24 protein-coding genes are annotated in these 24937 nt (G+C 70.3%); 3 read left to right on the plus strand and 21 right to left on the minus strand.

What is annotated here, in order from left to right; genetic code table 11:
• Positions 1-14: 14 nt before the first annotated feature.
• Positions 15-1511, plus strand: coding sequence for a sodium:solute symporter family protein (locus ABFS34_03470; GenBank protein ID MEN8374485.1), 1497 nt, complete (start codon positions 15-17; stop codon positions 1509-1511).
• On the opposite strand, the gene ABFS34_03475 is transcribed toward ABFS34_03470, so the two are convergent.
• The 10 genes from ABFS34_03475 to ABFS34_03520 form a co-directional block, all read right to left on the minus strand.
• Positions 1494-1901, minus strand: coding sequence for a hypothetical protein (locus ABFS34_03475; GenBank protein ID MEN8374486.1), 408 nt, complete (start codon positions 1899-1901; stop codon positions 1494-1496). The genes ABFS34_03470 and ABFS34_03475 overlap by 18 nt on opposite strands.
• A gap of 114 nt (positions 1902-2015) precedes the next feature.
• Entirely contained in the window at positions 2016-2276 is a 261-nt protein-coding gene (gene rpmA, locus ABFS34_03480) for a 50S ribosomal protein L27 (protein ID MEN8374487.1), read from the minus strand.
• Positions 2277-2330: 54 nt separating this feature from the next.
• Positions 2331-2645: a 50S ribosomal protein L21 gene (gene rplU, locus ABFS34_03485; GenBank protein ID MEN8374488.1), complete on the minus strand. Its 315-nt coding sequence runs from the start codon at positions 2643-2645 to the stop codon at positions 2331-2333.
• Between the two features lie 119 nt (positions 2646-2764).
• Entirely contained in the window at positions 2765-4318 is a 1554-nt protein-coding gene (locus ABFS34_03490; GenBank protein ID MEN8374489.1) for an Rne/Rng family ribonuclease, read from the minus strand.
• A 248-nt stretch (positions 4319-4566) separates the two neighbouring features.
• Positions 4567-5781 carry an acyl-CoA dehydrogenase family protein gene (locus ABFS34_03495; GenBank protein MEN8374490.1) on the minus strand — a complete coding sequence of 405 codons (1215 nt, stop codon included), beginning with the start codon at positions 5779-5781 and terminating at the stop codon, positions 4567-4569.
• 97 nt (positions 5782-5878) lie between these two features.
• Positions 5879-7441 (minus strand): RecQ family ATP-dependent DNA helicase, encoded by a 1563-nt coding sequence (locus ABFS34_03500; protein ID MEN8374491.1) that lies wholly within the window; start codon positions 7439-7441, stop codon positions 5879-5881.
• A 49-nt stretch (positions 7442-7490) separates the two neighbouring features.
• Positions 7491-7718: a hypothetical protein gene (locus tag ABFS34_03505; protein MEN8374492.1), complete on the minus strand. Its 228-nt coding sequence runs from the start codon at positions 7716-7718 to the stop codon at positions 7491-7493.
• A complete protein-coding gene (locus ABFS34_03510) occupies positions 7715-8494 on the minus strand; it encodes an enoyl-CoA hydratase/isomerase family protein (GenBank protein ID MEN8374493.1) in 780 nt (259 codons plus the stop codon). Before ABFS34_03510 ends, ABFS34_03505 begins: the two co-directional genes overlap by 4 nt.
• Complete coding sequence (locus ABFS34_03515) at positions 8491-8847, minus strand: hypothetical protein (protein ID MEN8374494.1); 357 nt, start codon at positions 8845-8847, stop codon at positions 8491-8493. Before ABFS34_03515 ends, ABFS34_03510 begins: the two co-directional genes overlap by 4 nt.
• Positions 8847-10223, minus strand: a complete 1377-nt coding sequence (locus ABFS34_03520; GenBank protein MEN8374495.1) for an acyclic terpene utilization AtuA family protein — start codon at positions 10221-10223, stop codon at positions 8847-8849. Before ABFS34_03520 ends, ABFS34_03515 begins: the two co-directional genes overlap by 1 nt.
• A gap of 200 nt (positions 10224-10423) precedes the next feature.
• Here ABFS34_03520 and ABFS34_03525 point away from each other — a divergent pair, with 200 nt between their 5' ends.
• The gene (locus ABFS34_03525; protein ID MEN8374496.1) at positions 10424-10714 is read left to right on the plus strand and encodes a hypothetical protein; all 291 of its coding nucleotides are present in this window, start codon (positions 10424-10426) and stop codon (positions 10712-10714) included.
• Positions 10715-10753: 39 nt separating this feature from the next.
• On the opposite strand, the gene ABFS34_03530 is transcribed toward ABFS34_03525, so the two are convergent.
• Both ABFS34_03530 and ABFS34_03535 read right to left on the minus strand, forming a co-directional pair.
• Positions 10754-12439, minus strand: a complete 1686-nt coding sequence (locus tag ABFS34_03530) for a carboxyl transferase domain-containing protein (protein MEN8374497.1) — start codon at positions 12437-12439, stop codon at positions 10754-10756.
• Complete coding sequence (locus tag ABFS34_03535; protein ID MEN8374498.1) at positions 12429-12845, minus strand: cobalamin B12-binding domain-containing protein; 417 nt, start codon at positions 12843-12845, stop codon at positions 12429-12431. Before ABFS34_03535 ends, ABFS34_03530 begins: the two co-directional genes overlap by 11 nt.
• 153 nt (positions 12846-12998) lie before the next feature.
• On the opposite strand from ABFS34_03535, the gene ABFS34_03540 reads away from it, so the two are divergent.
• A complete protein-coding gene (locus ABFS34_03540) occupies positions 12999-13436 on the plus strand; it encodes a hypothetical protein (GenBank protein ID MEN8374499.1) in 438 nt (145 codons plus the stop codon).
• A 42-nt stretch (positions 13437-13478) separates the two neighbouring features.
• On the opposite strand, the gene ABFS34_03545 is transcribed toward ABFS34_03540, so the two are convergent.
• The 9 genes from ABFS34_03545 to ybeY all read right to left on the minus strand — a co-directional run bounded on the left by ABFS34_03545 (position 13479) and on the right by ybeY (position 24933).
• Positions 13479-14228 carry a methyltransferase domain-containing protein gene (locus tag ABFS34_03545; GenBank protein MEN8374500.1) on the minus strand — a complete coding sequence of 250 codons (750 nt, stop codon included), beginning with the start codon at positions 14226-14228 and terminating at the stop codon, positions 13479-13481.
• Complete coding sequence (locus tag ABFS34_03550; protein ID MEN8374501.1) at positions 14225-15580, minus strand: hemolysin family protein; 1356 nt, start codon at positions 15578-15580, stop codon at positions 14225-14227. Before ABFS34_03550 ends, ABFS34_03545 begins: the two co-directional genes overlap by 4 nt.
• 102 nt (positions 15581-15682) lie before the next feature.
• A complete protein-coding gene (locus tag ABFS34_03555) occupies positions 15683-17431 on the minus strand; it encodes a methylmalonyl-CoA mutase family protein (protein MEN8374502.1) in 1749 nt (582 codons plus the stop codon).
• 36 nt (positions 17432-17467) lie between these two features.
• Complete coding sequence (gene meaB, locus ABFS34_03560; protein MEN8374503.1) at positions 17468-18598, minus strand: methylmalonyl Co-A mutase-associated GTPase MeaB; 1131 nt, start codon at positions 18596-18598, stop codon at positions 17468-17470.
• Between the two features lie 60 nt (positions 18599-18658).
• Entirely contained in the window at positions 18659-20239 is a 1581-nt protein-coding gene (locus tag ABFS34_03565; GenBank protein ID MEN8374504.1) for an amidase, read from the minus strand.
• Positions 20240-20416: 177 nt separating this feature from the next.
• On the minus strand, positions 20417-21229 hold the full coding sequence (locus tag ABFS34_03570) for a prohibitin family protein (protein MEN8374505.1): 813 nt from the start codon (positions 21227-21229) through the stop codon (positions 20417-20419).
• 127 nt (positions 21230-21356) lie between these two features.
• A complete protein-coding gene (locus tag ABFS34_03575) occupies positions 21357-22979 on the minus strand; it encodes an AarF/UbiB family protein (GenBank protein ID MEN8374506.1) in 1623 nt (540 codons plus the stop codon).
• Positions 22980-23074: 95 nt separating this feature from the next.
• Complete coding sequence (gene mgtE / locus ABFS34_03580; GenBank protein MEN8374507.1) at positions 23075-24487, minus strand: magnesium transporter; 1413 nt, start codon at positions 24485-24487, stop codon at positions 23075-23077.
• Entirely contained in the window at positions 24484-24933 is a 450-nt protein-coding gene (ybeY, locus tag ABFS34_03585; protein ID MEN8374508.1) for an rRNA maturation RNase YbeY, read from the minus strand. The genes mgtE and ybeY overlap by 4 nt, the downstream gene beginning before the upstream one ends.
• Positions 24934-24937 lie beyond the last annotated feature (4 nt).

Below are 24937 nucleotides of genomic sequence, written 5' to 3' on the forward strand. Positions count from 1 at the left end.
AGGGGGACGCGCTGATGGAGCAGTGGCAGACCGTCACCCTGGTGGTGGCCGGATACCTGGCGGTCACCCTGGGGATCGGGCTCCTGGCCGGTCGCGGCGTCTCCAAGAGCGTGGCGGGCTACGTCGCGGCGGACCGCGGTTTCGGCCTGCTGGCCATGTATTTCGTCACGGGCGCGACGATCTTCAGCGCCTTCGCCTTCTTGGGCGGCCCGGGCTGGGCGTACTCCAGGGGAGCGGCCGCCTTCTACATCCTGGCGTACGGCGTGCTGGGCATCGTCCCCTGGTACTGGATCGGCCCGCGCGCGGCGCGGCTCGGCCGGCGCTTCGGCTTCGTCACGCAGGCGCAGCTGGTCGTGGGCCGGTTTCCCAGCCGCGGGCTGTCCGCCGGGCTGGCGGTGGTGTCCGTGCTGGCCTTCATCCCGTACCTCATGCTGCAGATGTCGGGCGCGGGCATCGTCTTCGAGGCGGTCACCGACGGTCACGTACCCTTCTGGGCCGGCGCCGCGGTGGCATACGGCGTCGTGCTCCTCTACGTCCTGCGCAGCGGCGTTGCCGCGATCGGCTGGACGAACGTCTTCCAGGGCGTGTTCATGCTGACCATCGCCTGGACCCTCGGCGTGTACATTCCCGCGACGCTGTACGGCGGGATCGGGCCGATGTTCGAGCGCATCGCGGAGGCGCGCCCGGAGCTGCTCACGCTGCCGGGCCTCACCGGCAGCGGCGATCCGTGGACGTGGGGCGGGTTCAGCTCGGCCATCCTGGCGTCCGCGATCGGCTTCCTGATGTGGCCGCACCTGTTCATGAAGTCCTTCACGGCCCGCAGCGATGAGACCATCCGGCGCACGGTCGTGCTCTTCCCCACGTTCCAGCTGTTCCTGATTCCGATCTTTCTGATCGGCTTCGCGGGGGTCCTCTTCCCCACCGCGCCGCCGTCGTCGGACTTCATCCTGCCGCACATGATCCTGGAGACCGGGCTGCCCGCGCTCGTGGTAGGGCTGTTCTGCGCCGGCGCGCTGTCGGCGTCCATGTCCACCGGCGACGCGCTGCTGCACGGCGCCGCGTCGATCGCCGTAGAGGACGGAATCCAGCCCTTCGCGCGCATGGAGGAGCGGCGCGCCCGCCTGTCCATGCAGGCGCTGGTGGTCGTGATCGGGGCGATCGCGTACCTGCTGGCGGTGGTGCTGCGCGTCAACCTGGTGCAGCTGCTGCTGGGGGCGTACGGCGTGGTGGATCAGCTCGCGCCGCCGGTCTACGCGGCGCTGCTGTGGCGCCGCGCCACGACCCCCGGCGTGCTCGCGGGCCTGGCCGGAGGCACCGCCACGACGTTGTTCTTCTTCTTCAACGGCCATTTGCGCCCCTGGGACATCCACGAGGGCTTGCTGGGGCTGGCGGTGAACGTGGCGCTTTTGATAGCGGTCAGCCTGGCTACCGCGCCGCAGCGGGAGGCGCACGCCGGTGCGTTCGTGGAGGCGACGGAAGAAGGGCCGGCGGCGTCAACCTCCGGGCTCTGAGTCCCCTTCCCGGTCGATCAGGTTCCGCGTGCGCCATTCGAGGCGTGTGAGCAGGACGCGCTGGGCCCGCAGGTCGTGACCCGCGTCGACCAGCAGGCGGACCAGGTCTCCGGCCCCCCACAGAACCACCATCAGCACGAAGGTCCGCGCCGTCTCGCCCAGCAGAAACGGCAACTCGGCGACTCCGTTCTCCCTGAGCCCGGCGACGAACTGCCCCAGCAGGGCGACCAAGAGGAAGATCGCGGCCGCCTTGGACACCGTCCCCACCCAGGCGAGCCCCGTGTAGGGCTCTATGTCCGCTTCACGGATCGAATCCAGAGCCGTGGTCCCGTGCTGCGGACCGGGTCCGCCGACCGGGTGCTCGTCGCGCGCGCTGCTGTCGTCGCTCATGGCCGCCAACGCTCCCCGCTGGGGATATGAAGAACGGCCCGGATCGATGGACGATTCCGGGCCGCACACGGCATCTTCGCGGGCCACACGGCCGGCGCCGCGCCGGCTGGCCGGCTAGGCCTCCCGCGGGTAGACCGAGACCTGTTTGCGGGACCGATCCTTCCGCTCGAAGGTCACCACTCCGTCGATCAGCGCGAACAGCGTGTCGTCACGGCCGCGGCCGACGTTGCGCCCGGGGTGGAGCTTGGTGCCCCGCTGACGCACGAGAATGTTGCCCGCGCGCACGCTTTCCCCGCCGTACCGTTTGACACCCAGGTACTGCGGGTTGGAGTCCCTCCCGTTGCGGGTCGAGCCGACACCCTTCTTGTGTGCCATGTCCCATCTCCTCGGGCCGCGCTGCTCCGACCGCTCGCGGCCGGCGCGCGGCGCTCAGCCCAGATCGATCGTGTCGACGCGTATCTCGGTGAAGCCCTGCCGGTGCCCCTGCTTGCGGCGGTAGTTCTTGCGCCGCTTCCACTTGAAGACGATGATCTTCTCGCCCCTGCCGTGGGCGACGATCTCCGCCTGGACAGACGCTCCGTCGAGCAGGGGAGTGCCCACCACGATGTCCTCCTCACCGCCGCCGAGCAGCACCTCGTCTATCGAGATGGTAGCGCCCACTTCGGCCTGGATGGAGGGCACGCGGAGGGTGTCTCCGGGCTCCACTCGAAACTGTTTACCGCCGGTCCGGATAATCGCGTACATTCGTGTGCCGTTCGGATCGGTTAAAGACCGGAAAAGATCGCCGCGAGCCTTCGACGTGTCAAGCGCAGCGGAGGCCTGCTTCGGACCGGTGCGCCGGGCGCGCCGCGGCGCCCTCCGGCTCACCGCTCGGCGTACCGCTTGGTCACGTCGGTGCCCGCCGAGCCCGCGAGCAGGCGGTACTCGTCCTGCCGCAGGAGGGGATCATCGCGCAGCATGAACTCCAGGCGATGAGCGCCCTGCAGCCGGCGCACGAAGTCGTGCTCCTCTTCCAGCGCGTACAGCGCCACCTCCGGGTGCACGCGCACGGTCATGCTCTTCTCCGCGCCACCCAGCGCGACCCTTTTCAGCGCGCGCTCCACACGTCGCAGTACGGTCTCCGGCGTGAACACGCGCCCGGCGCCGCCGCAGTGCGTGCACCTCTCGGTCATGGCCTGGTACAGCGACGGGCGTACCCGCTGCCGCGTCATCTGCACGAGGCCCAGCTCGGAGATGTGGAACGCCTTGGTGCGGGCTCGGTCGCGGCCCAGCCAGGTGCGGAGCTCCTGCATCACCTGGTCCTGGTGACCCTTGACCTCCATGTCGATGAAGTCCACGACGATGATGCCGCCCATGTCGCGCAGCCGAAGCTGTCGGGCCACCTCGCGCGCCGCGTCCAGGTTGGTCCGCAGGATGGTCTTGTCGGGATCGCGTTTGCCCGTGAAGCGGCCCGTGTTGACGTCGATCGACACGAGCGCCTCGGTGGGCTCGATGACCAGGTACCCGCCGGACTTGAGGTCGACGCGGCGTTCGAAAGCGACCTGGATCGCGTCCTCTATGCCGTGCCGGTCGAACAGCGGCTCGGGCTCGGCGTCGTACTGGACCCGATCCAGCAGGCCCGGGTCCATGCCGTGGAGGTACTGCCTGATCTCCGAGTAGAGGTCGGCCTGGTCCACGACGATGCGGTCCACCTTGTCGCTGAACACGTCGCGGATCACGCCGCGCACGAGCTTCGCTTCCCGGTGCACGACGGCCGGCGCCTTGGAGGAGGTCGCCCGCTTCTCGATCTTCTTCCAGGCCGATATCAAGGTGTTCAGCTCGCGCTCGAAGGCGTCCCGCGTGAGCTCCTCCCCTACGGTCCGGATGATCACCCCGCCCGAGTCCTTGGGGAGGATCTCCTTGGCCAGCGCGCGCAGGCGCGACCTCTCCTCCCTGCCCTCGATCTTGCGGCTGACCCCCACGTGCGTGGAATACGGCATGTACACCACGAACCGCCCCGGCAGGGACACCTGGCGCGTGACCCGCGGGCCCTTGGTGCTGATGGGTTCTTTGGTGACCTGAACGAGCGTGCTGTCGCCCTTGGCGATCAGATCCTGGATGGGGGGATAGCGCCGGGAGCGTCGTCGACCGCCGCCGCCGTCTCCATCGCCGTTGTCGTTGCCGTTGCCGTTCTCATCCTCATCGTCGTCGTCCAGCAGGACGTCGGACACGTGGAGGAAGCCGGCTTTTTCGGTGCCGATTTCGACGAAGGCGGCCTGGATCCCCGGCAGTACCGCCTGCACGTGACCCAGATAGATGTCGCCGACGATGCGCTCGGCGTCAGCGCGCTCCACGCGCACCTCGACCAGAACGTCGTCCTCGAGGATGGCGACACGCGTCTCCTGTGGTGTCGCCGAAATGAAGATTTCGCGTTTCATGCCCGTCCGAATCCAAGGTGACTCGGAGGGAAAGGGCGAGAACGACACGCGCCCGTCGGTAGACGTGGACCGATGGTACGGCAAAGCTCGGCCTCGTTCCGACGAGGGGACCCGGCCGTGTACACCAGGCCAGAGTGCGTCGCGCGTCCGCGCGGCGATCTCCGGAGACGTGGGCGCGGTGGTCCGCCTGGCCCCACGTCCGTAGCGCTCGGGGCGTCGGCCTCCGCGGCCGAACGACCCCCTCGGAGCTACTCCTGCTCCTCCTGGAACAGGGACCGGGCGATCAGCATGCGCTGGATCTCGCTAGTTCCCTCTCCGATCTCGCAGACTTTCGCGTCTCGCATCATCCGCTCGACCGGGTACTCGTTCGTGTATCCGTATGCACCCATGAGCTGAACCGCGCGCGTCGTCGTGCGCATGGCCAGCTCGCTGGTGTACAGCTTCGCCATCGACGCCTGCTTGCCGTACGGCCGCCCGCGCTCCTTGAGCCAGGCGGCGTGGTAGATCAGGTGTCGACCCGCCTCTATTTCAGTCGCCATGTCGGCCAGGGAGAACTGCACGCCCTGAAAGTCCCTGATCGGCCGCTCGAACTGGTGCCGCTTCCCGCTGAAGCGAAGCGCCTCGTCGAACGCCCCCTGGGCCAGCCCGAGGGCCAGCGCGCCGATGCCGATGCGGCCCGAGTCCAGGGTCTTCATGAAGTTGACGAATCCCTCGCCCTCTCCACCGAGGAGGTTCTCGGCGGGAACGTCGACGTCGTCCAGCAACAGCTCGCGCGTGTCCGACGCGCGCCACCCCATCTTGTCCTCTTTCTTGCCCGCCCGGACGCCCGCGGTGAAGGGCGCCAGCTCCTCGGCGTGGCCGACACCCACGCGCTCGGCCTCCTCCAGGTCGGTCGTCGGCTTGGTGACGATGAAGCTGGAGATTCCGCTTGTCCCCGAGTCCCGATCGGTCACCGCGGTGACCACGAAAACCTCGCCGACGCCGGCGTGCGTGATGAAGATCTTGCTGCCGGACAGGCGCCAGCCGCCGTTCTCGCGCACGCCCACCGTTCGAGAACCGCCCGAGTCCGACCCGGATCCGGGCTCGGTCAGGCCGAAGCCGGCCAGCACCCTGCCGCTCGCCAGGAGCGGCACGAAGCGTCGCTTCTGCTCCTCGGTGCCGAAGTTGACGATGGGCGACATGCCCAGGGTGGAGTGCGCGCTGATGGTGATGCCGTGGCTGGCGTCGGCGCGCGAGATCTCTTCGATGACAAGAATGTAGCTCAGATAGTCCAGCCCGATGCCGCCGTACTCCTCCGGCACGTTCACGCCGAAGTAACCCCGATCCGCCATCTTGCGGATGTTGTCCCACGGAAACCGACAGTGCACGTCGTACTCGGCGGCGATCGGCACGATCTCGCTGTCCGCGAATTCACGCACGTCGGCGCGCAACCGCTGGTGCTTCTCGTCTAGGTACAGCTCCATGGTCTATACCACGCGGCAGGGCGCCCGCGCGGCCCGCCGTTGGCTGGAGTCGGTGCTCGGTTCGTAGTCGGCCGCGAGGCCGATCAAGCCTGAAAACCTATGAACGAACACCGCCCACGCAAAGAGGGCGTCCGCGGCGGGTGCGCGCGGGAGGGTCGGGACGCGGCCCGGCGGGCGCGCAGACGTCGCAGTCGGAGCACGGTCCGCGACCCGCCGGCTCGGCGAAGTGCGCCAGGATGAGCGCCCTCCTGCACGTCCGCGCTCGCGCGTACGCCCGCATGGCGGCGAGGCTCTCCCGCTCCCGCGCCAGCGCCTCGCGCCGTCGCGCCCGGCCCCGGCGAGACAGTCCGCCCGCCCCCTCGACGACCAGCGAGACGCCGCCCCGCGCATCGGGACGCCCCGCCGCCACGAGTCCCTCCTCTCGCAGGACGCGGATGGCCGCCTCGAGCTGTTGCGGTCCCGACAGACCCCGAACCGCGCCCATGACCTCTACCGGCCGCAGCCGCAGCGACGAGGCGCCGTGGGGCGGCGCGCCCGTGACTGCGCGCGCGCGCAGGAAAGAGAGCACCGCTCTCACCAAGGCGGGCGGCGGATGGGACTGGCGGCCGAGCTGCACGTGCACGCGCTCGTCGCCTTTGGCGTACAGCAGCACGCACCGGGACGGCAGCCCGTCGCGCCCCGCCCTGCCCGCCTCCTGCACGTAGTCCTCCAGCGCCCCGGGCATGTCGTAGTGCACCACCGCGCGCACGTCGGGCCGATCGATGCCCATGCCGAACGCCGACGTGGCCACGACCACGCGCGCGTCCCCGCCCAGGAAGCGGCGTTGCAGGCGGGCGCGCTCGGCGTCGCTCACGCCGGCGTGGTAGGCCACCGCGTCGACGCCGCGTCCGCGCAGCAGATCGGCGAGCGCGTCGGTGGTCCGGCGGGTGGCCGCGTACACCAGCACCCGGCCGGCGCGCTCGCCTCGCACCAGGTTCAGCAAGCGCAGGTCCTTGGCGCGCCTTCCGCGCAGCCGCTCCACCTCCCAGCGCAGGTTCGGCCGGTCCACGCCGGTGGCGAAGGTAGCGGGGTCGATGAGGCCCAGCTCGGCGACGATCTCTGTGCGCACCGCCGGCGTCGCGGTCGCGGTGAGCGCGGTGCAGGGACAGCCCAGGCGCGCCCGCACCGCCCCCAGCCCGCGGTAGGCCGGCCTGAAGCTGCGGCCCCAGGAGACGATGCAGTGCGCCTCGTCCACGGCCAGGCGTGCCACCCGCGCCGCCGCGAGCGCCCGCGCGAAGGGACGCGACCCGAAGCGCTCGGGCGCCACGTAGAGGAGCTTCAGCGCGCCCGCCGCGAGCGCCGCGAGGGTTCGCTCTCGCTGCCCGTGCTCCAGCGCTCCGTGCAGCGCCGCGGCCTCCACCCCGAGGGCGCGCAGGCGGTCCACCTGGTCGGTCATCAGCGAGATCAGGGGACTCACGACGAGCGTCGTGCCGGGGGCGAGCAGGGCCGGGATCTGGAAGCACACGCTCTTGCCGGCGCCGGTCGGCATGAGCGCGAGCACGTCCCGCCCCGCCAGCGCTGCGCGCACGACGTCGCCCTGCACGCCGCGAAAGTCGTCGTGCCCGTAGCGCTCGCTCAGCACGCGGCGCGCGAGCGCGAGGGTCGGTGTCCCAGCCGTCATGCCTCCCGAGCTGGGTCCTACCGCGGGGCACCGCCATGGCGGCGGGGACTCAGTCCGGCCCGGCCTCGCCGGGGGGTTGCCCGGGATCATCCGAGGCGCGGGAGCCGCGCGCCGGGAGGAAACGCAGCAGCAGGCCGATGCCGATGGCCAGGATGGCCAGGTAGACCAGGATCGTCTTACCGAAAAACATGCCCCCCACGCCGAGCGCCGCCGCCACGAAGAACAGCCCGATCTTCAGATCCAGGTGCGGATCCACCTCGCCGGTCCCCCTCTTCACGGCCGCGGCTGCCTTTCCAGGAAGCGCCGCACTCCCGCGCGGGTCTCCTCGGAGAGACGGGCGAGCGCGTTGATCTCCGCGCCGCGCGCGATCGATTCCTCGAAGGAGGCGCCGTCCATGCCGTACAGCAGCCGCTTGTTCAACTCGAGCGCGGAAGCCGGCCGTCTGGCGAGCTCGACCGCGAACTCCAGCGCCGAGTCCTGGAAGCCGTCGGCGGCGAAGACGCGGTTGGCGAGGCCTATCGCCACGGCCCGCTCGGAGGAGATGGGCTCCCCCGTGGCCACCAGCTCGAAGGCCCTTTTCTCGCCCACTGACCGCCGCAGAAGGGCCATCACCATGGCCGGCACGAAGCCGAGCCTCACCTCCGGATAGCCGAAGACCGCGTCGTCCGCCGCCACGACCAGATCGCACGCCGTGGCGAGGCCCGCTCCGCCCGCCAGCGCGTGGCCGTGCACCGCCGCGATGATCGGCTTGCGCAGGCGCCGCATGCGCACCAGCAGCGCGCCGAGCTGCGCTGCGTCCTGCAGGTTCTCCAGGGGCCCCGCCGCGGACACGAGCTTTTCCATCTCCGACAGGTCCGCGCCGGCACAGAAGTCCGGCCCCTCTCCCCGCAGCAGGATCACGCGGATCCGGTCCGACCCCTCCGCGGCGCCGATCGCGCCGCCCAACTCGTGCACGGTGGCCGCGTCCAGGGCGTTGCGCTTGCGCGGGCGATCCAGCGAGATCAGCGCCACGCCCTCGTGCTCGTCGTACTTGAGCCGGGTCAGGTTCCTCATGACGCGCCTTCCTCCGGTAGTCCCGCCTCCACCACAGCGTCGGGGACCTCGATCTCCATGCGCAGCATCGCCGTAGAGAACGTCTTGCCCTGCGCGTCCGTCATCAAGGACACCGTGCCCCCGCCATCTAGGGCGCCGTGAAGCAGGAAGTTGAGCGCCCCCAGGTTCGGCAACTCGAAGCGCTCGACCTGGCCCACCATGTCACCAAAGTGTTGCTTCACACGAGAGGTGGTAAGTAGCTCTTGCAAAAGGGAATAATGAGTCTCGTCATAGGCGATCACCCCTACGTTGACGGTGTCTCCCTTGTCCCCCGATCGGGCGTGGGCCAATCGTCGCAACTGCATGGTCGTCATCAGGCCTCCGTCACGTCTACGCGCAACTGCGACTCGATCGCGTCGCGGTCGATCAGCGCCGGCCAGTAGGCGACGATCTGCTGCGGCCGCGGCCGCCCCCCGGCGAATCCCGTCACGGTCGGGGGTCCGCTCAGAATGAGCGGCGCGATCTCCCGGCCGAATTCCTCCACCGGACGACGCTGGCTGCTACGCACGGCCACCCTCAACTGGACCTCGGGAAGGTCTTCGGGGGGCGGGCCGGCGAGATGGCCGTGCGCCGAATTCCAACCCACGAACTCGGTTCGCACCGCGTCCAGCGCGATGCCCAGCCGGTCGAGTCGCTCCCGCAGCAAGCGGTCCGCCGCGCGCGCCTTGTCCACCGCGTCGGGCCATGCATACACGAGCGTGCCCGCCGCCTTCCAGCCCGCGTGATAGGATATCGACACCTTCAAGGTGGGCGTCGGCGGCGCGCCGCGCACGCCGCTGACGCGCACCCGGTCGGGGCCGGCGGCGGCGAGCTCGATGGTCGTGAAGTCGGCCACCGCGTCCGGCGTGATGTAGGAGCGCGGGTCGCCCATCTCGTAGAGGAGCTGCTCCTTGATCACCGCCGGCGAGATGATCCCTCCCGTGCCGGCGTGCTTGGTCACGACGAACGAGCCGTCGGCGGCCGCCTCGATGATGGGATAGCCCACGTCGACCAGATCCGGCACCTCCCGCCAGCGCACCAGGCAGTTGCCCCCCGAAGCCTGCGCGCCGCATTCGTTGATGTGCCCGGCTACGATGCCGGACGCGATCTTGTCGTACTCGTCCGGGCTCCAGCCGAACGCGTGCATCATGGGCCCGTAGGTGAGCGCGGTGTCCGTGGAGCGGCCCGTGACGACAACGTGCGCGTCCCGGCGCAACGCTTCGACGATGGGCGCGGCGCCGATGTAGGCGTTCGCCGCCTCGACCCGGTCCAGCACCGACGCCAGCGGCTCGCCTGTCTCCATGTTGGCGAGCTCGTGTCCCTGCTCGATCAGGTCCGGCAGCCGCTCCAGGATGTCGTCGCCCCTCACCGCGCCCACGCGAGCGCGCCCGCCGAGGCCCGCGGCGCGGGCCTGCTCGAGCACCGCGTCGCGGCACCCTTCGATGTTGACCCCACCCGCGTTGGCCACCACGCGAATGCCGCGCTCGACCAGGTCCGGGAAGATCTTTCCGGTGAGCGGCACGAAGTCCCGCGCGTAGCCCTGGCTGGGGTCCCGGCTGCGCTGCTTCTCCAGGATGGACATGGTCACCTCGGCCAGGTAATCCAGGACGAGGTAGTCGATGGGGCCCCTGCGCACCTGCTCTACGGGCGCATCGAGCCTGTCACCCCAGAACCCCTGCCCCGAGGCGATGCGGATGGACGCTGGCGGCATCTGGCCGATCTGTTGATGGGGGCTCCGCTCCCTGCATGCCCGGAGCGAACGCGGCGCCCCGAAGATATGCGGCGCCCCGGCGCTCGACAAACCATCCAGTCGGGGCCCGCGGGTGTTTGCATCGACCAGCACCGGCGCCCATGCTCATGGCTGGAGCGCGACGGCGCGCGACGCGACTTCCCCGGCACGGAGAGAGCTCCATGGCTGACGCGCACGGTGCCGAGACGATCAAGGGCTGGCTCGAGGACTTTGCGGCGCTGGTCCGCTCGGACGCCGACTACGGCGTCGGAGCGGGCGCGCACCCAGGGCGGGACTACGCCTACCTGGAGGTGCATCGCTCGCCGAACGATCACTCCATCCTGCTCTTCCGGGTCGAAGACCACGAGGACGAGGATCGACCGATCGTGCAGGCCTACCGGCTGGACGGAACGGCGGAGGAAATCCGCGAGCGGGTGCGGGCGCTGACGCACCCGCGCGAAGCCTCGGCGTAACGCCGGCTGGGGCGCCGGCTAGTGGACTGTAACAGTCCACTAATCCTCCCGCGGGGCCGGCGGCGAGTCGGGAAGCCTCGCGCGTTCTGCCGTCAGCTCGCCCCAGGGCCCCAGGTGTGGTCCGCTGTTGTGGCCGGCCGCCCACAGCGCGAGCGCCAGCGCGGAGCGGGTTTCCTCGGGCGCCAAGACCGCATCCACGAAGCCCCGTGCGCCCGCGTACCGCGCGTCCAACTGGCGGTCGTAGTCGGCGCGCACGGCGTCCATCCTGGACCGCAACTCCTCGTCGGGCTCGGCGCCGGCGGCGCGCAGCTCCTCCAGCCTGGCGCCGAACAGAGCCATGACCGCGCTCTCCCCTTCCATCACGCCCATCCGGCCCGTGGGCCAGGTCAGGATGAAGTCGGGGTCGAACCCCTGTCCTGCCATCGCGTAATAACCCGCCCCCGAGGCGTGGTTGATGGTCAGCACGATCTTGGGGACGGTGGCGGTGGCCATGGCTTCCACGAAGCGGGCGCCGGCCCGGATGATGCCCGCGTGCTCCGCGTCCGGACCGACCATGAACCCGCTCACGTCCTGCACGAACAGCAGCGGGTGCCGGTGCCGGCTGGCGGTGTCGATGAAGTAGGCCACCTTCTCGGCCGAATCCGCGTACACGATGCCGCCGAACTTGGGCGGGCCGCCGTGCGGATCCTTGAGCATGCCGCGCGCGTTCGCTATCACGCCGACCGGCGTGCCGGCCAGGCGCGCCGTGCCGCAGATCATCTCCGGGGCGAAGTCCGCCTGGAACTCGTCGAACTCCCCCCCGTCCAGCAGGCACGCCAGCACCTCCCGGACGTCGTAGGGCTGCCGGTGATCGTCGGGCAGGAGCTGGTAGAGGTCGGCGGCCGCGCGCCCGGGGGCCGCGCTCGGGTCGGGAGGCGCGGGCCCGCCCTCGCCCGGGAGGTCCGCGATGATTCCGCGGATTTTCTCCAGGCACCTCTCGTCGTCGGCTACGCGGTAGTGCGCGACGCCGCTGAGCGCGGTGTGCGTCCACGCGCCGCCCAGCTCTTCGCTCCCCACCGACTGCCCGGTGGCCCCCTTCACCAGGTTGGGTCCACCCAGACCCATGAAGCTCGTGCCTTCCACCATCAGGATGACGTCGGACAGCGCGGGCAGGTACGCGCCGCCGGCTATGCACGGTCCCATGACGGCTGCGATCTGCGGCACGCGCAGATAGTGGCGCATGATGGAGTTGTAGTAGAACAGGCGGCTGGCGCCGTACTGGCCGGGGAACACCCCTCCCTGGTAGGGCAGGTTGACGCCGGCTGAATCGACCAGGTACACGATGGGCACCCGGGATCGCATGGCGATCTCCTGAGCGCGCAGCATCTTGGTGATGGTCTCGGGCCACCACGACCCGGCCTTGACCGTCGCGTCGTTCGCGACGACCACCACCGGCCTGCCCTCCACCACGCCGACGCCCGTCACGACCCCGGCTCCGGGGGCGCCGCCCTCGTAGAGGTCATGCGCCACCAGGAGGCCTATCTCCAGGAAGGCGGTGTCCGGGTCCAGCAGCAGCGCGATGCGCTCGCGCGCGGTCAGCTTGCCCTGCTCGTGCTGCCGCTCGATGCGGGCGGGGCCGCCGCCCTGGCGGAGTCGGTCCTCCAGCTCGCGCAGCTCCGCCACGAGCCCGCGCAGGCGCCCCGACCCCTCCTCGGCCGGCTCGGCGACGGGTGCGCTAGGGGGCATCGCGCGCGTGCTCGTCGAACCAGTCGCGGATGTAGGCGATCGGCTCGGCCGTCGGCGTCCCCGGGCCGAACACGCGCCCGACCCCCAGGCGGTGCAACTCCTCGGCGTCCTCCTCGGGGATGATCCCCCCGCCGGTGAGCAGCACGTGGTCGACGCCCTCCTCGTCGAGCAGCTCCTTGACGCGTGGAAAGAGCGTCATGTGAGCGCCCGAGAGGATCGACAGGGCCACCACATCCACGTCTTCCTGAACCGCCGCGTTCACCACCATCTCGGGCGTCTGATGGAGCCCCGTGTAGATCACCTCGAAGCCCGCGTCGCGAAACGCGCTGGCGATGACCTTGGCGCCCCTGTCGTGGCCATCCAGACCGGGCTTGGCCACCAAAACTCGAATTTTGCGATCGCTCATGTCGGGCTCGCAGCAAGTGGATGCGAGCGGCACTCTAGCGCAACGCGGGCCGCAGGAGCAAGATAGAAAGGCACCCGAGGTCCCGGCCGTGGCCCGCCGACGGTCGCCCGACCCGCTTCGTCCCAGCGCCTGGCTCGGCACCCCCCGTTGCCCATGACGTCGAACAACTTCGAACTCCTCCTCGCCAGCATGACCGTGCTCGCCGTCTCCCTGATCCCCCTGCTGTCGGAAGTCAGGATGGGTTCGGAGACGATCGTATTGACGGCGATAATCGTAGCCCTGCTGCAAGGCCTCCTGCTCGCGGCGGCGCGCGCGCGCAGACGCAAGGACCGCGCGGCCGGCGTGCAGGAGGTAAGGAGGATGCTCCAGGACCAGGTGAAGGGCCAGTTGTCGCGCATCACCATGGCGGCCACCGCCGGCGACGACGCGACCACCGAGCAGAGTCGGCTACAGAGCGAAGTGCTCGGGGCCGTGGACAACCTCACCCTGCTGGTCGACGGGCTGTCCGAGGAGTCGCTGCGCACCTGGCGCAGTCGCTACGCGGCAGCCAACCGGCACCCCGTGGTCGCTGGGCGCCAAACCGAGGGCTAGTGTACCGTTGCAGAAGTCCCGTAGGCATTCGGCGCCGGCACACTAGATCCGCCGGGCCCGGACGATGAGTCTAGGTGAGTCGTGGGCGAAGGCGCGGCCGTCCCAGTCGCCGAACAGGTCGAGCTGGGCGAAGCCCGCCGCCTCGATCAACCCCACCGCCTCCCCCGCGGTGTAGATGCGGAGCCTGTGCTCGGAGCGACCTTCGTCGCCCTCCGGCCCGCGCCACCGCCACCGCTCACGCGCCACTCCAGAGACGGGGTCGAACCTTCTGCGGACCTGCACTTCGGTGCCGTCCGACGCGCGCCAGCGGTCGCGGGGGGCGAAGTGCCGCGCGATGTCGTCTCTGTGCGTCGTCTCCAGGATCAGCACGCCCCCGGGGCGGGTGACCCTGGCGAGTTCCTCCAGCGCGGCGAGTTCCTGCGCGTCGTCATCGAACAGCCCCACGCTCGTGAAGACGTCAACCACCGCGTCGAAGCTCGCCGAGCCGAAGGGCAACGCGCGCAGGTCGGCGCACGAGTAGCGGGCGGGCACGCCCAGCCTGCGGTTCGCGGCGACGGCGTGGCCCAGAAGCGGGCGGGACAGGTCGGCGCCGAAGGTCCGGTAGCCGCCGGCTTCGAGGAGCGCAGCGTGGCGGCCCCAGCCGCAGGGCGCGTCCAGCACGCTGGCACCGGCGGGAAGGCCCAGCAGCTCGCGCAGGGCGGACACCTCCTGGCGGGAGCGCTCCTCTCCGAAGAGGTCGCGGTGCAGCCTGAACCACGTCTCGTCGAAGTGGCGACGCCACCAGCCGCTCACTCGGGCGTCGGGTCGGACTGGGCGGGAGGCAGCTCCAGGCGTACCCGTTCGATGCGCCGGCCGTCCATCGCCAGGACCGACAGGCGGCCCACCGGAGACTCTATCACGTCGCCCTGGCGGGCGATGCGGCCCAGGAGCCCCATGACGTATCCGCCCAGCGTAGTGTACTCGTCCTCGGGCAGGTCCAACTCCAGGCGATCGTTCACGTCCGCCAGCGACAGCGACGCCTCCAGGAAGACCTGCCCGTCGCGGCCGTGGACGATGTCGGGGCGCTCGCTGTCGAACTCGTCCTGGATCTCGCCGACGATTTCCTCGACCAGGTCCTCCATCGTCACGACGCCCGCGGTGCCGCCGAACTCGTCGACGACGATCGCCAGGTGCACCCGCTCGAGTTGCATCTCGCGCAGCAGATCCTCCACCGACTTCGAGTCGGGCACGAAGTTGGGCGGCCTCATGATGGCATCGAGGTCGTGCGCGCCCTCGCGCTCGGCGCGCCAGACGTCGCGTGCGACGACGACGCCCACCACGTGATCCAGCGACTCCTCGTACACGGGCAGGCGCGAGTGGCCCTCCTCGATGATCAGCCGCGCGGCTTCCGCCACTCCCCCCTCGCGCGGCACGGCGACCACCTCCGTGCGCGGCGTCATGACCTCTTCCGCCGTCGTCTCCGACAGGTCGAACACGCCGCGGATCATGTCGACGGGCTCCTCCCCCAGCCGACCGGCGGCGGCGCTTTGAATGGCCAGGATCTCTATCTCGTCCGGCTCGTGGACGTGGTGCATCTCGGAGACGGGCCGCTGCCCCACCATGTGCAGCAGTCGGTTGGCCAGCCCGTTCAGAACGTAGATGAAGGGGGCGAGGATCCACGCGAAGGCCATCAACGGAACGACGGTCCACATGCTCACCGTTTCCGGCTTGGCGATCGCCAGCGACTTGGGCGCCAGCTCGCCGAGAACGATGTGCAGGACCGTGATCACGGCGAACGCGATGGCTCCCGCGACGGTGTGCGAGGCGAGCACGTCCCAGGGCCCGGCCAGGCCGCCGAACGCTTGGATCAGCACCGCCGCCACCGTGGACTCGGCCACGAAGCCGAGGCCGATGGAGGCCAGCGTGATGCCCAGTTGGGTCGCCGAGAGGTAGTGGTCCAGCCGCCTGAGCGCGCGGCGCGCGACGATCGCCAGGCGGTGCCCGTCTCGCGCCAGCGACTCGATCTTGGTGCGCCGGGCGCCCACCAGGCCGAACTCGGCAGCTACGAAGAAGCCGTTGGCGGCGACCAGCAGGAGCGCGAGCGCGATGCGCCAGGCCACCTGACCGACGGTCAGCGCTTCCAGGGCGGTCTCAGCGCCTTGCACGGCGGCCGGTCAGCGAGTTCTTCGTACGCCTTCGCGCGAACGGCGCGAGGGGGGAATGGGAACGTCCGGAGGGAGGCTCCTCCGTCCCCGCTGGAACATCGCTCAAAAGAATACGGGCTCCTTGAAGGCTCCGTATACCTGCTCCAGGGCGTGCCTGATCTCGTACAGGGTGCCGTGGGCGCGCACGCAGTCCAGCATCGGCTCGAGGACGTTGCCGCCCGCGCGAGCCGTATCCTGCAGCCGCTCCAACTGGGCGTCCAGAGCGGCCTGGTCACGCCCCTCGCGCAGGGCCCCCAGCCGCTCGGCCTGGCTGAGCGCGGCCTCCTCGCCGATGCGCAGGGTGTCGATGTGCAGTTCCTCGTTTCCGCCCATGAACTCGTTCACGCCCACGACCAGCCGCTCCCCTTCCTCGATCTCGCGCTGCTGGCGCCGGGCGCTGCGCGCGATTGCGCTCTGGAAGTAGCCACGCTCGATGCCCGCGACCACACCCCCAGTACCGTCGATCTCATCGAAGATCGTTTCCGCCTCGCGCTCCAGCCTGTCGGTGGTCGCCTCCACGTAGTACGAGCCCGCCAGCGGATCGATCGTGTTCGGGACGCCGGTCTCGTAGGCCAGGATCTGCTGGGTGCGCAGCGCGATGCGCGCCGACTTTTCGGTAGGCAGCGCCAGCGTCTCATCCAGCGAGTTGGTGTGTAGCGACTGGGTGCCGCCCAGCACCGCCGCGAGGGCCTGGTAGGCCACCCGTACGACGTTGTTCTCCGGCTGCTGCGCGACGAGGGACACGCCCGCCGTCTGCGCGTGCGTGCGCAGTCTCCAGGACTCCGGATTCTTCGCCCCGTACTGATCGCGCAGCCGGCGCGCCCAGATCCGCCGGGCCGCCCGGAACTTCGCGACCTCCTCGAAGAAGTCGTTGTGGACGTCGAAGAAGAAGCTGAGGCGAGGCGCGAAGGAATCGACGTCCAGGCCGCGCTCGACCCCACGCTCCACGTACTCGAAGCCGTTGCGCAGGGTGTAGGCCAACTCCTGCGCGGCGGTGGCGCCCGCCTCGCGGATGTGGTAGCCGCTGATGCTGATCGGGTTGTACTTGGGCGCGTTCTGGGCGCACCACTCGAACATGTCCACGATGAGCTTCAGCGCGGGCTCGGGCGGATACACCCACGCGTGCTGCGCCTGATACTCCTTCAGGATGTCGTTCTGGACCGTGCCGCGCAGCTCGTCCGCGGAGACGCCTTGGCGCTCGGCGGCGACCACGTAGAAGCAGAACAGGATGATCGCGGGGCCGTTGATCGTCATGGACACCGACACCTGGTCCAGCGGGATCCCGTCGAACAGCGTCTCCATGTCCGCGACGCTGGATATCGCCACGCCGCACTTCCCCACCTCACCCAGCGACCGCGGGTGATCCGAGTCGTAGCCCATGAGGGTCGGGAAATCGAACGCCACGGAAAGCCCCGTCTGCCCATGATCCAGCAGATAGTGATAGCGCTCGTTGGTCTCCTCGCTGGTGCCGAAACCCGCGAACTGCCGCATCGTCCAGAGCCGCGTCCGGTACATGGTCGCGTACGGCCCGCGGGTGAACGGGAAGACGCCCGGCAGCCCCAGGTCCGCGGAGTAGTCCGAGTCCGCCTGGTCGGCCGGCGTGTACAGCGGGGCGACCGCCGCCCCGGAGATGGTGGTGAACGGCTCGTCGCGCGCCGGCGTGGCCTCGAACGCGCTACGCCACTCGGCCAGCTCGGTCTCGAGACGCCGTAGCTCCGCGGCCTGCGCCTCGATCCGACGGGTCAGCCGCTCGGCCTCCTCCGCCGTGACCGCCTCGGTCCCCGCCGGCACGTCGCGCTCCATGACTCCCATTCCTACTCCTCGCTCAGCGTCCGCTCAACCTGGCCCCTACCCCCGCACGGCCGCCGCGATCCGGGCCGCGACCGCGGACGGGGTCTCGTTCCCCGCCACCAGAGCGGGCATCGATTCCTCCAGCAGGCGCTCCCCTTGCCCGTCCCGCCAGGCCATGAAGCGGAGCTTCCGGTCCACCGTCTGGCGCACGCGCTCCTTGATTCGCTCGCGCCGCCTGCGCTCCAGCTCACCCGAGGCGGCGAGCCACTCGCGGTGCTTCTCGATGGTCGCGAGCACCTCGTCTACCCCTGTGCCGTCGCGCGCGACGGTCTGCAGGACCGGAGGGGTCCACTCCTCTTCGGCGGCCGGGGCCTCGGGGGCGTCGATCACGCCCGCCTCGCGGGCGCCCGTCGCGTCCGCCGCGGCACGTGCGCGCGCGCGATCGGACCAACGCCTGCGCACCTTGCCGAGGTCCACGCCGTGGTGCGCCGGCACCTGGCGCAGGGCCTGGCCCGCCCTGAGGTGCAGCATCAGCTCGACTTCCCTGGTGAGCTTCTCGGCGCCCGGGCGATCCGCCTTGTTGATCACGAACAAGTCCGCGATCTCCATGAGGCCCGCCTTCATCGCCTGGACCGAGTCGCCCGACTCGGGCACCAGGACGACCACCGTGGTGTCGGCGGCGGCGGCTATGTCGAGCTCGGACTGGCCGACCCCTACGGTCTCCACGATCACACGGTCGAAGCCGAAGGCGTCCATCACGTCGGCGACCTCCTTGGACGCCAGCGCGAGTCCGCCCAGCGAGCCGCGTGTGGCCATCGAGCGGATGAACACGCCCGGGCCCTGGGCGACGTCGTTCATGCGGATCCTGTCGCCCAGCAGCGCTCCCCCGGTGAAGGGCGAGGTGGGATCCACGGCGACGACCCCCACGGACTCGTCGCGGGCCAGCAGGCGCTCGATCAGCGCGGCCGTGAGCGTGGACTTGCCGCCGCCGGGGGGGCCCGTGACGCCCAGCCGGTGCGCACGCCCCAGATCGGCGTGAATGGCGTCCAGCAGCCCGTCGGCGCCCTCGCGTTCGTCCTCGACGATGGAGATGGCCCGGGCCAGCGCCGCGCGCCGGCCGGCGCGAAACGCCTCGATGAGCTTGTCCGGCCGGCCCCGCGGGGCCGGATCCGCGGGGGCAGACGGCATAACCGAAGATGCCCGGCCTCTACGAGGGCTGTCAAAGGCGACGGCGCCTCGCGGCACACGTCACGGCGCGGCCGGCTGCCGGAGCGCCGGGAACCCCGCGGGAGGTACGCGGTGCGCGGTGCCCCGCTCGTACGCGTAGGACAGCCGGAAGAGCAGCCCCTCGTCGTACGGGCGCGCCAGCAACTGCAGGCCGGCGGGCAAGCTCCCGTACGTGTAGCCCATGGGCACGGACACCGCCGGCGTGCCCGTGGCGGGCGCGATGAGCTGGCTGTTGTCGCCGCGGTACTCCTCGGTGGCGCGGTCCAGGTGCGCCGGCGGGTTGGTCCAGGTCGGGTAGGCGATGGCGTCCACGCGGGCCTCGTCCATCGCCGCGACGAGGTCCGCGAGGAAGGCCTGGCGGCCCGGGTGGTCCGCGTACGCGGGACAAGGCGGATCCTCGTCGGGCGGCGCGACGTCCAGCGGGCCCCCGGCGAAGAACTCGAGCGCGCGCAGCGAGCGCTCGTGGTAGCGGTCGTCCTCCATCACCTCCAGCACGTCGCGGATCGGGGCGTCGTCTCCGAGCGAAGCGAAGTACCGGCCGACGTCGTAGCGGAACGCGCGGCAGAAGAGCCCCTGGGCGCCGAGGTGCTGGTCCAGGGTGGGCACCTCGAACGGGTCCACCAATGCCGCGCCCAGCCGTTCCAGGTCCACGAGCGCCTGAGCGAAGACCCGCAGCACGGCGCTGTCCGCGTCCTCGGTATCGACCAGCGCGCGCAGCACCCCGATGCGGGCGCCGCGCAGGCCGTCGGCGTCCAGGAACGCGGTGTAGTCGTCCTCGCGGCGGCCGCGGCCCAGCTCGGTGTAGGGATCCGCCGGATCGTAGCCGGCGACCACGTTGAACACGCGCGCGGCGTCCTCGACGGTGCGCGCCAGGGGGCCCGCGATGTCCCGATCGAAGGCCAACGGAATCACGCCGTCCCGGCTGGTCAGGCCGATGGTGGAGCGGATGCCGAAGAGCGCCAGGTGCGAGGCCGGGCCGCGGATGGAGTTGCCCGTGTCGCTGCCCATTCCCACCACCCCGAAGCTCGCCGCTACCCCCGACGCCGTGCCGCCGCTGGACCCCGCCGGCACCCGGTCGGGCGCGTACGCGTTGGCCGTCGTCCCGTAGGAGGAGCTCACGGTCTCGCGCGGGCTGAACGCCCACTCCGCCATGTTGGTCTTGGCGATCACGATGGCGTCGGCCTCGCGCAGGCGTCGGACCATGAACGCGTCGTCCGGGGGGACGCTGCCGCGCAGCGCGATCGAGCCGCCTGTGGTGGGCAGATCGTGCGTGTCGAAGTTGTCCTTGACCAGCACCGGGGCGCAGAAGAGCGGCCCCGCCTCCTCACCCGACGCCAGGCCCGCGTCCAACTCCGCGGCGCGCTCCAGGGCCGCCGGGTTCACGTCGGTGATGGCGTGGATCCCGCGCGCGACGTCGTACGCCTCGATGCGGTCCAGGTACGCCTGCGCGACCTCCACGCAGGTAGTCCCTCCGGCCCTCACCGCGCGCTGGATTTCCGCGATAGTGGTCTCCACGACGTCGAACGGGGCCGGCGGCGGGGCCGCCGAACAGGCGAGGAGAGAGGTGGCGGCGATGCAAAGGGTAAGGCGGCGGCGGCGCACGGGGCCTCCAAGACGGACGGAGCTCCTTGTCGACGAACGGCTCACAGTGACGCCCGGCCGCGCGTCGGACAACGGGCGCTCGCCACACCACCGGGTTTGGCAAAGAAGAACCCCGGGAGGTCGCCGCCCCCCGGGGTTCGAAATCAGCCGCAGCATCGCAGCGCCGGGCTCCCGTCCCTAGCGCAGTCCGCCAACGATCGGGCTGACGTTGCCCTCCACGTCGATGATCGTGTTGTTCTCCCCGATCGCCGCCGCGTGCAGCGCCTTGATGCGTTCGTAGGCCAGGTAGGAGGGGCTCAACGACTCGGCGATGATGCGCTGCGCGTCGCGGATGCCCTCGGCCTCGGCCCGGCGCTGCTCCGCCTTGGCCTGCTCGATCTGGATCCTGTGGCGCTCTCGCTCGATCTCCTGCTCAGCCGCGAGCTTCTCCTCGATCGCCACCCGGATCTTCTCCGGCGGGTCGATATCGCGCACGAAGTAGTCGGTGAGGATGATCCCCTTGTCGACGATGCGCGCGCCGACCAATTCGCGGATGCGCTCGCCGACCGCGTCGCGGCCCTGGCTGAGGAGCTCCGTGGCGGTGAACCCGGCGACCGCGTCGCGCGCGGCGCTACGGTAGGCGTTGTAGACGTAGGAGTGCACGTCCCGCGGCCCACCCACGGTCAGGTACAAGCTCACCGCGGCCTCCGGCTCGATCCGGTATCGGAGCGCACCCTCGATGGCCACCTTGAGCTGATCGCTCGTGAGGATCTCGATCACCTCGGCACGCCCCTCGGCCGGGAACTGCACCTCACGCAGCGGATACTTGGTGAAGCTCGCGCCCCAGTTCCACGGCGCGATGTACGACTGAATGCCCTGACGGACGGCCTCTTCACTCACGTCGCCGCCGAAGCTCTTCTTCACCGCGATTTCGGTCTCGTCGACGATGGTGCACGCACCCGTGGCGAGGACGACGAAGGCTACGACCAGCGTCCGGATCACGCGCATCATTACGCGCTCCTTTCCCTTGAATTCATGGCGTACGAGGCCGCTACCGACCTCGCTGACTGTACGCGGGGATTGGCGACAATCTTCACCCCGGCCGCCGCGCGGGGAAGGCCGTCGAGGCCAGGCTGGACTAGCGGTCGCGCTGGATGGAGCGCGCGTGGCGCAGCGGGTTCTCCAGCAGGTGGACGGGGATGAAGAGGACGGTCACGAAGAACACCAGCGCCAGCAGTAGGCCCGCGGCCAGGACCCACGGATTGCGTAGCACGATGAACGTGATGGACGTTATCAGCGAGATGGTCAGGGCGAAGATGCTGAGCAACACGCGGCGTACCTGCAACTGCAGGAAGCGCTCGCCCGAGCGCTGATCTCGGGGATGCATGCGCACGCGAAACTCCTCCCGCTCGGCGCGTTTGAGCAGGTCCTGCACGGCCACCAGCGCGGAGCGCGCCTCGCCAGCGATGTTGCCCAGCACGCGGGCCGGTTCGCGCGCAGTCTCCCTGAGAATCTCGCCCTTCATGCGACGGATCACGCGCTTGATCGGCTCGATCCCGTTGAACGCAGGGTCGTAGCCGATACCGATCCCCTCCAGGAGCGCCGCCGCGCGGAACAGGTAGACGAGCTCCCTGGGCAGGATCAGCGGCCAGGTATAGAAGGTGTCGAGGATCTCCTGGACGGCCTCCTGCACGCGCTTCTGACCGAGCTCCCGCGCCCGGTTCATGATGCCGAGCAGCTCGCTCGCCGCGTCGCGGATCTCGGCGCGGGCGATCTGCGGATCGATCATCCCCAGCTCGTACATGCCGCTGATCATCCCGTCGATGTCTTCGCGGGAGACCGCGAGGGACAGCTTCAGTATGCGCTCGCGGGTGGCCGCCCCGAGGTTGACCACCATGCCCCAGTCCAGGAAGACCAGCGTCCCGTCCGCCTCGACTATGATGTTGCCGGGGTGCGGATCCGCGTGCAGGAAGCCCTCGACCAGGAGCATGCGCACGTACACCTCGGTCAGCGTCTCCATCAGGTCGCCGTGATCCAGCTCGCGGCTGGCGAAGCGCTTGTGCAGGCGGTCGATCTTGTCGCCGTCGATCCACTCCATCACCAGCACGCGGCGCCGCGTGAAGGCGTCCAGCACGGCCGGCGCGCGCACGCCGGGCAGGTCCGCGAAATGCTTGTGGAAGGTGGCCATGTGGGCGGCTTCCTCGCGGAAATCCATCTCCTCGCGCACGCGCACGCTGAACTCCCTCACCACGGTCGTCAGGGCACGCACGTGGTGGTTGGGAAACATGATGTTCAGCAGGAAGAGCAGGCGGAACGAGATGTCCAGGTCCAGCGCGACCAGGTCTTCCACGCCGGGCCGCAGCACCTTGATCGCCACGTTCTCTTCCCCGACGCGAGCCTTGTGGACCTGGCCCAGGCTCGCCGCCGCCACCGGCTCGCGCTCGAACGCGTCGAACAGCTCGCTCACCGGCTGGCCGAGCTCGGCCGCGACCACGGCCTCGATGGCGTCGGGGCCGACGGCGGGGACGCGGTCCTGCAACTGGCCTATGATCGAGAGGTACGGCTCGGGCAGGATGTCGGCGCGCGCGCTGAACACCTGCGCCAGCTTGATGAAGGTCGGGCCCAGGGCGGCGATGGCGTTCATCAAACGCGTGGCGCGCCGCTCGTGGGCGTCGCGGCTGCGCCGAGCCGGGGTGCCGAAGAGCAGCCAGCGCCGCTTGTCGCGCAGAAAGGCGAACACGAACGGCGTGAGGCGCCTCATGATCGTCCACGCCCGCGCGATCCGGCTCGCCCTGGGCGGAGTGGGTGGACGGTCGGGGGGGCTCGCGGTCTCCCGCTCAGCCGGCAGCGGCGCGTTCACAGGAGCAGCAGCGCGCCGAGGCCGAGCAGCAGCACCACGCCGCACAGGTCGGTGAGCGCGGTGACGAAGACGGACGAAGCGACCGCGGGGTCGACGCCCAACCGCTCGAGCACGATCGGCACGAACGCGCCCGCGAAGGAAGCTACGATCAGGTTGCCCCACAGGGCGATCAGGATCACCGCGGCGAGCGCCGGGCTGCCCTGCCAGAGAAACACGATCACCGCCGTGATGGCGCCGAGCACCATGCCGTTCACGAGCCCCACCATCAACTCCTTGCCGGCCACCTTCCAGCGCCGCGACGCGGTTTCCTCGCCCAGCGCGATGCGGCGTATGGTCACCGCCAGCGCCTGCGTTCCGGCGTTGCCTCCAAGGGCCATCACGATGGGCATGAGCGCGACCAGCACGGTGAACGCCACCACCACGCTGTCGAACAGCCAGATCGCCACCGAGCTGAGTCCGATGGTCAGGATGTTCAGCGTAAGCCACGGCAAGCGGCTGCGCACCGCTTCCAGCCAGCCGCCGCGCACCTCCTCGTCCTCGCTGGCGCCGGCGAGTCGCAGGATGTCCTCGGTCTGCTCGGCTTCGATCACGTCGATCACGTCGTCGAACGTGATACGTCCCAGCAGGGCCCCGGCGGGGTCCACGACGGGCACGGCCGGCAAGTTGTAGCGGGCGATGATGCGGGCGACCTCCTCCTGATCCATCTCGGGAGGGACCGTGACGCGCGGCTCGTCCAGGACCTCCTCGATGCGCGAGTCGGGATCGGCGATCACCAGATCCTGGAGGCGGGCCGTGCCGACCAGCCGCTGCAGGAGATCCACCACGAAAACCGTGAAGAAGTCGTCCTCGAGCCCGCGCGCCTGCCTGCGGACCTCGACGAGCGCTTCGGCGGCCGTAGCGTGCACCGACACGGCGACCAACTCGGTGGTCATGATGCCGCCGGCCGACTCCTCGTCGTGCTCGAGGAGACGGCTCAGCTCCACCGCCTCGCGCCGCGGCAGCAAGCCGAGCAGACGCGCCCGCTCCTGCGGGTCCAGCTCGCCCAGCAGGTCCGCCGCGTCGTCGTCGGGAAGCTCGCCCAGGAGCTCCACGCTGCGCCCGGGCTCCAGCGCGACCAGCAGATCCTCGGGTCGGCCCTCCGGGTGCATCTCGGCGAGGGTCTCCGAGCCCAGATCCGCGGGCACGACCTCCATCACGTGCAGCCGTTGCTCGTCGGTGAGCTCCTCGACCACGTCCGCGACGTCGCTGGGGTGGAGCTCCTGCAAGGCCGCGATCAGCGTCGCGTCGTCCCCGCGCTCCAGCAACGACCGGACGTGCTCCAGGCGCTCGGCGTGGGCCGTCTCGCGCGGCTCCTGCTGGTCGGGTGCCGGCGGGCGTTCGCCGCCTACGGTCGTCCGGGGAGCCGTCACGAGGTCAGGACCTCCCGCACGATGGACTCCTGCTCGCTCCACATGGGGCTGGAGACGCGGTCGGGCCCGGGCGGGTGGTCCCGGCCGAGCGCGTGGAGGGTGCCGTGGACGGTGAGGCGCACGAGCTCCTCTTCCCAAGCGATGCCCTCTTCGGCGGCCACCCGCGCGGCGAACTCGTGGCCGACGTAGACATCGGCCTCCAGCTCTCCGGTGGGACCCGCGAGGCGGAACGACAGGCTGTCGGTCGGGTCGGAGTGGCCCAGGTGAGTCAGATTCAGTGCGGCGATGGCGTCGTCCCCGAGGAGCGTTACTGAGAGGAATCCCTCCTCGTGGCCAGCGGAGCGCAGCGCCCGCAGGGCCGCCCTGCGCATGAGCTCGAAGTGGGGCCGCGGGTCGAGGTTCGGCGCGGGGACGCCCCCGAGCTGCACCGACACCTCGAGCGCCAACCGA

It is taken from the genome of Gemmatimonadota bacterium (assembly GCA_039715185.1).
GTDB lineage: Bacteria > Gemmatimonadota > Gemmatimonadetes > Longimicrobiales > RSA9 > DATHRK01.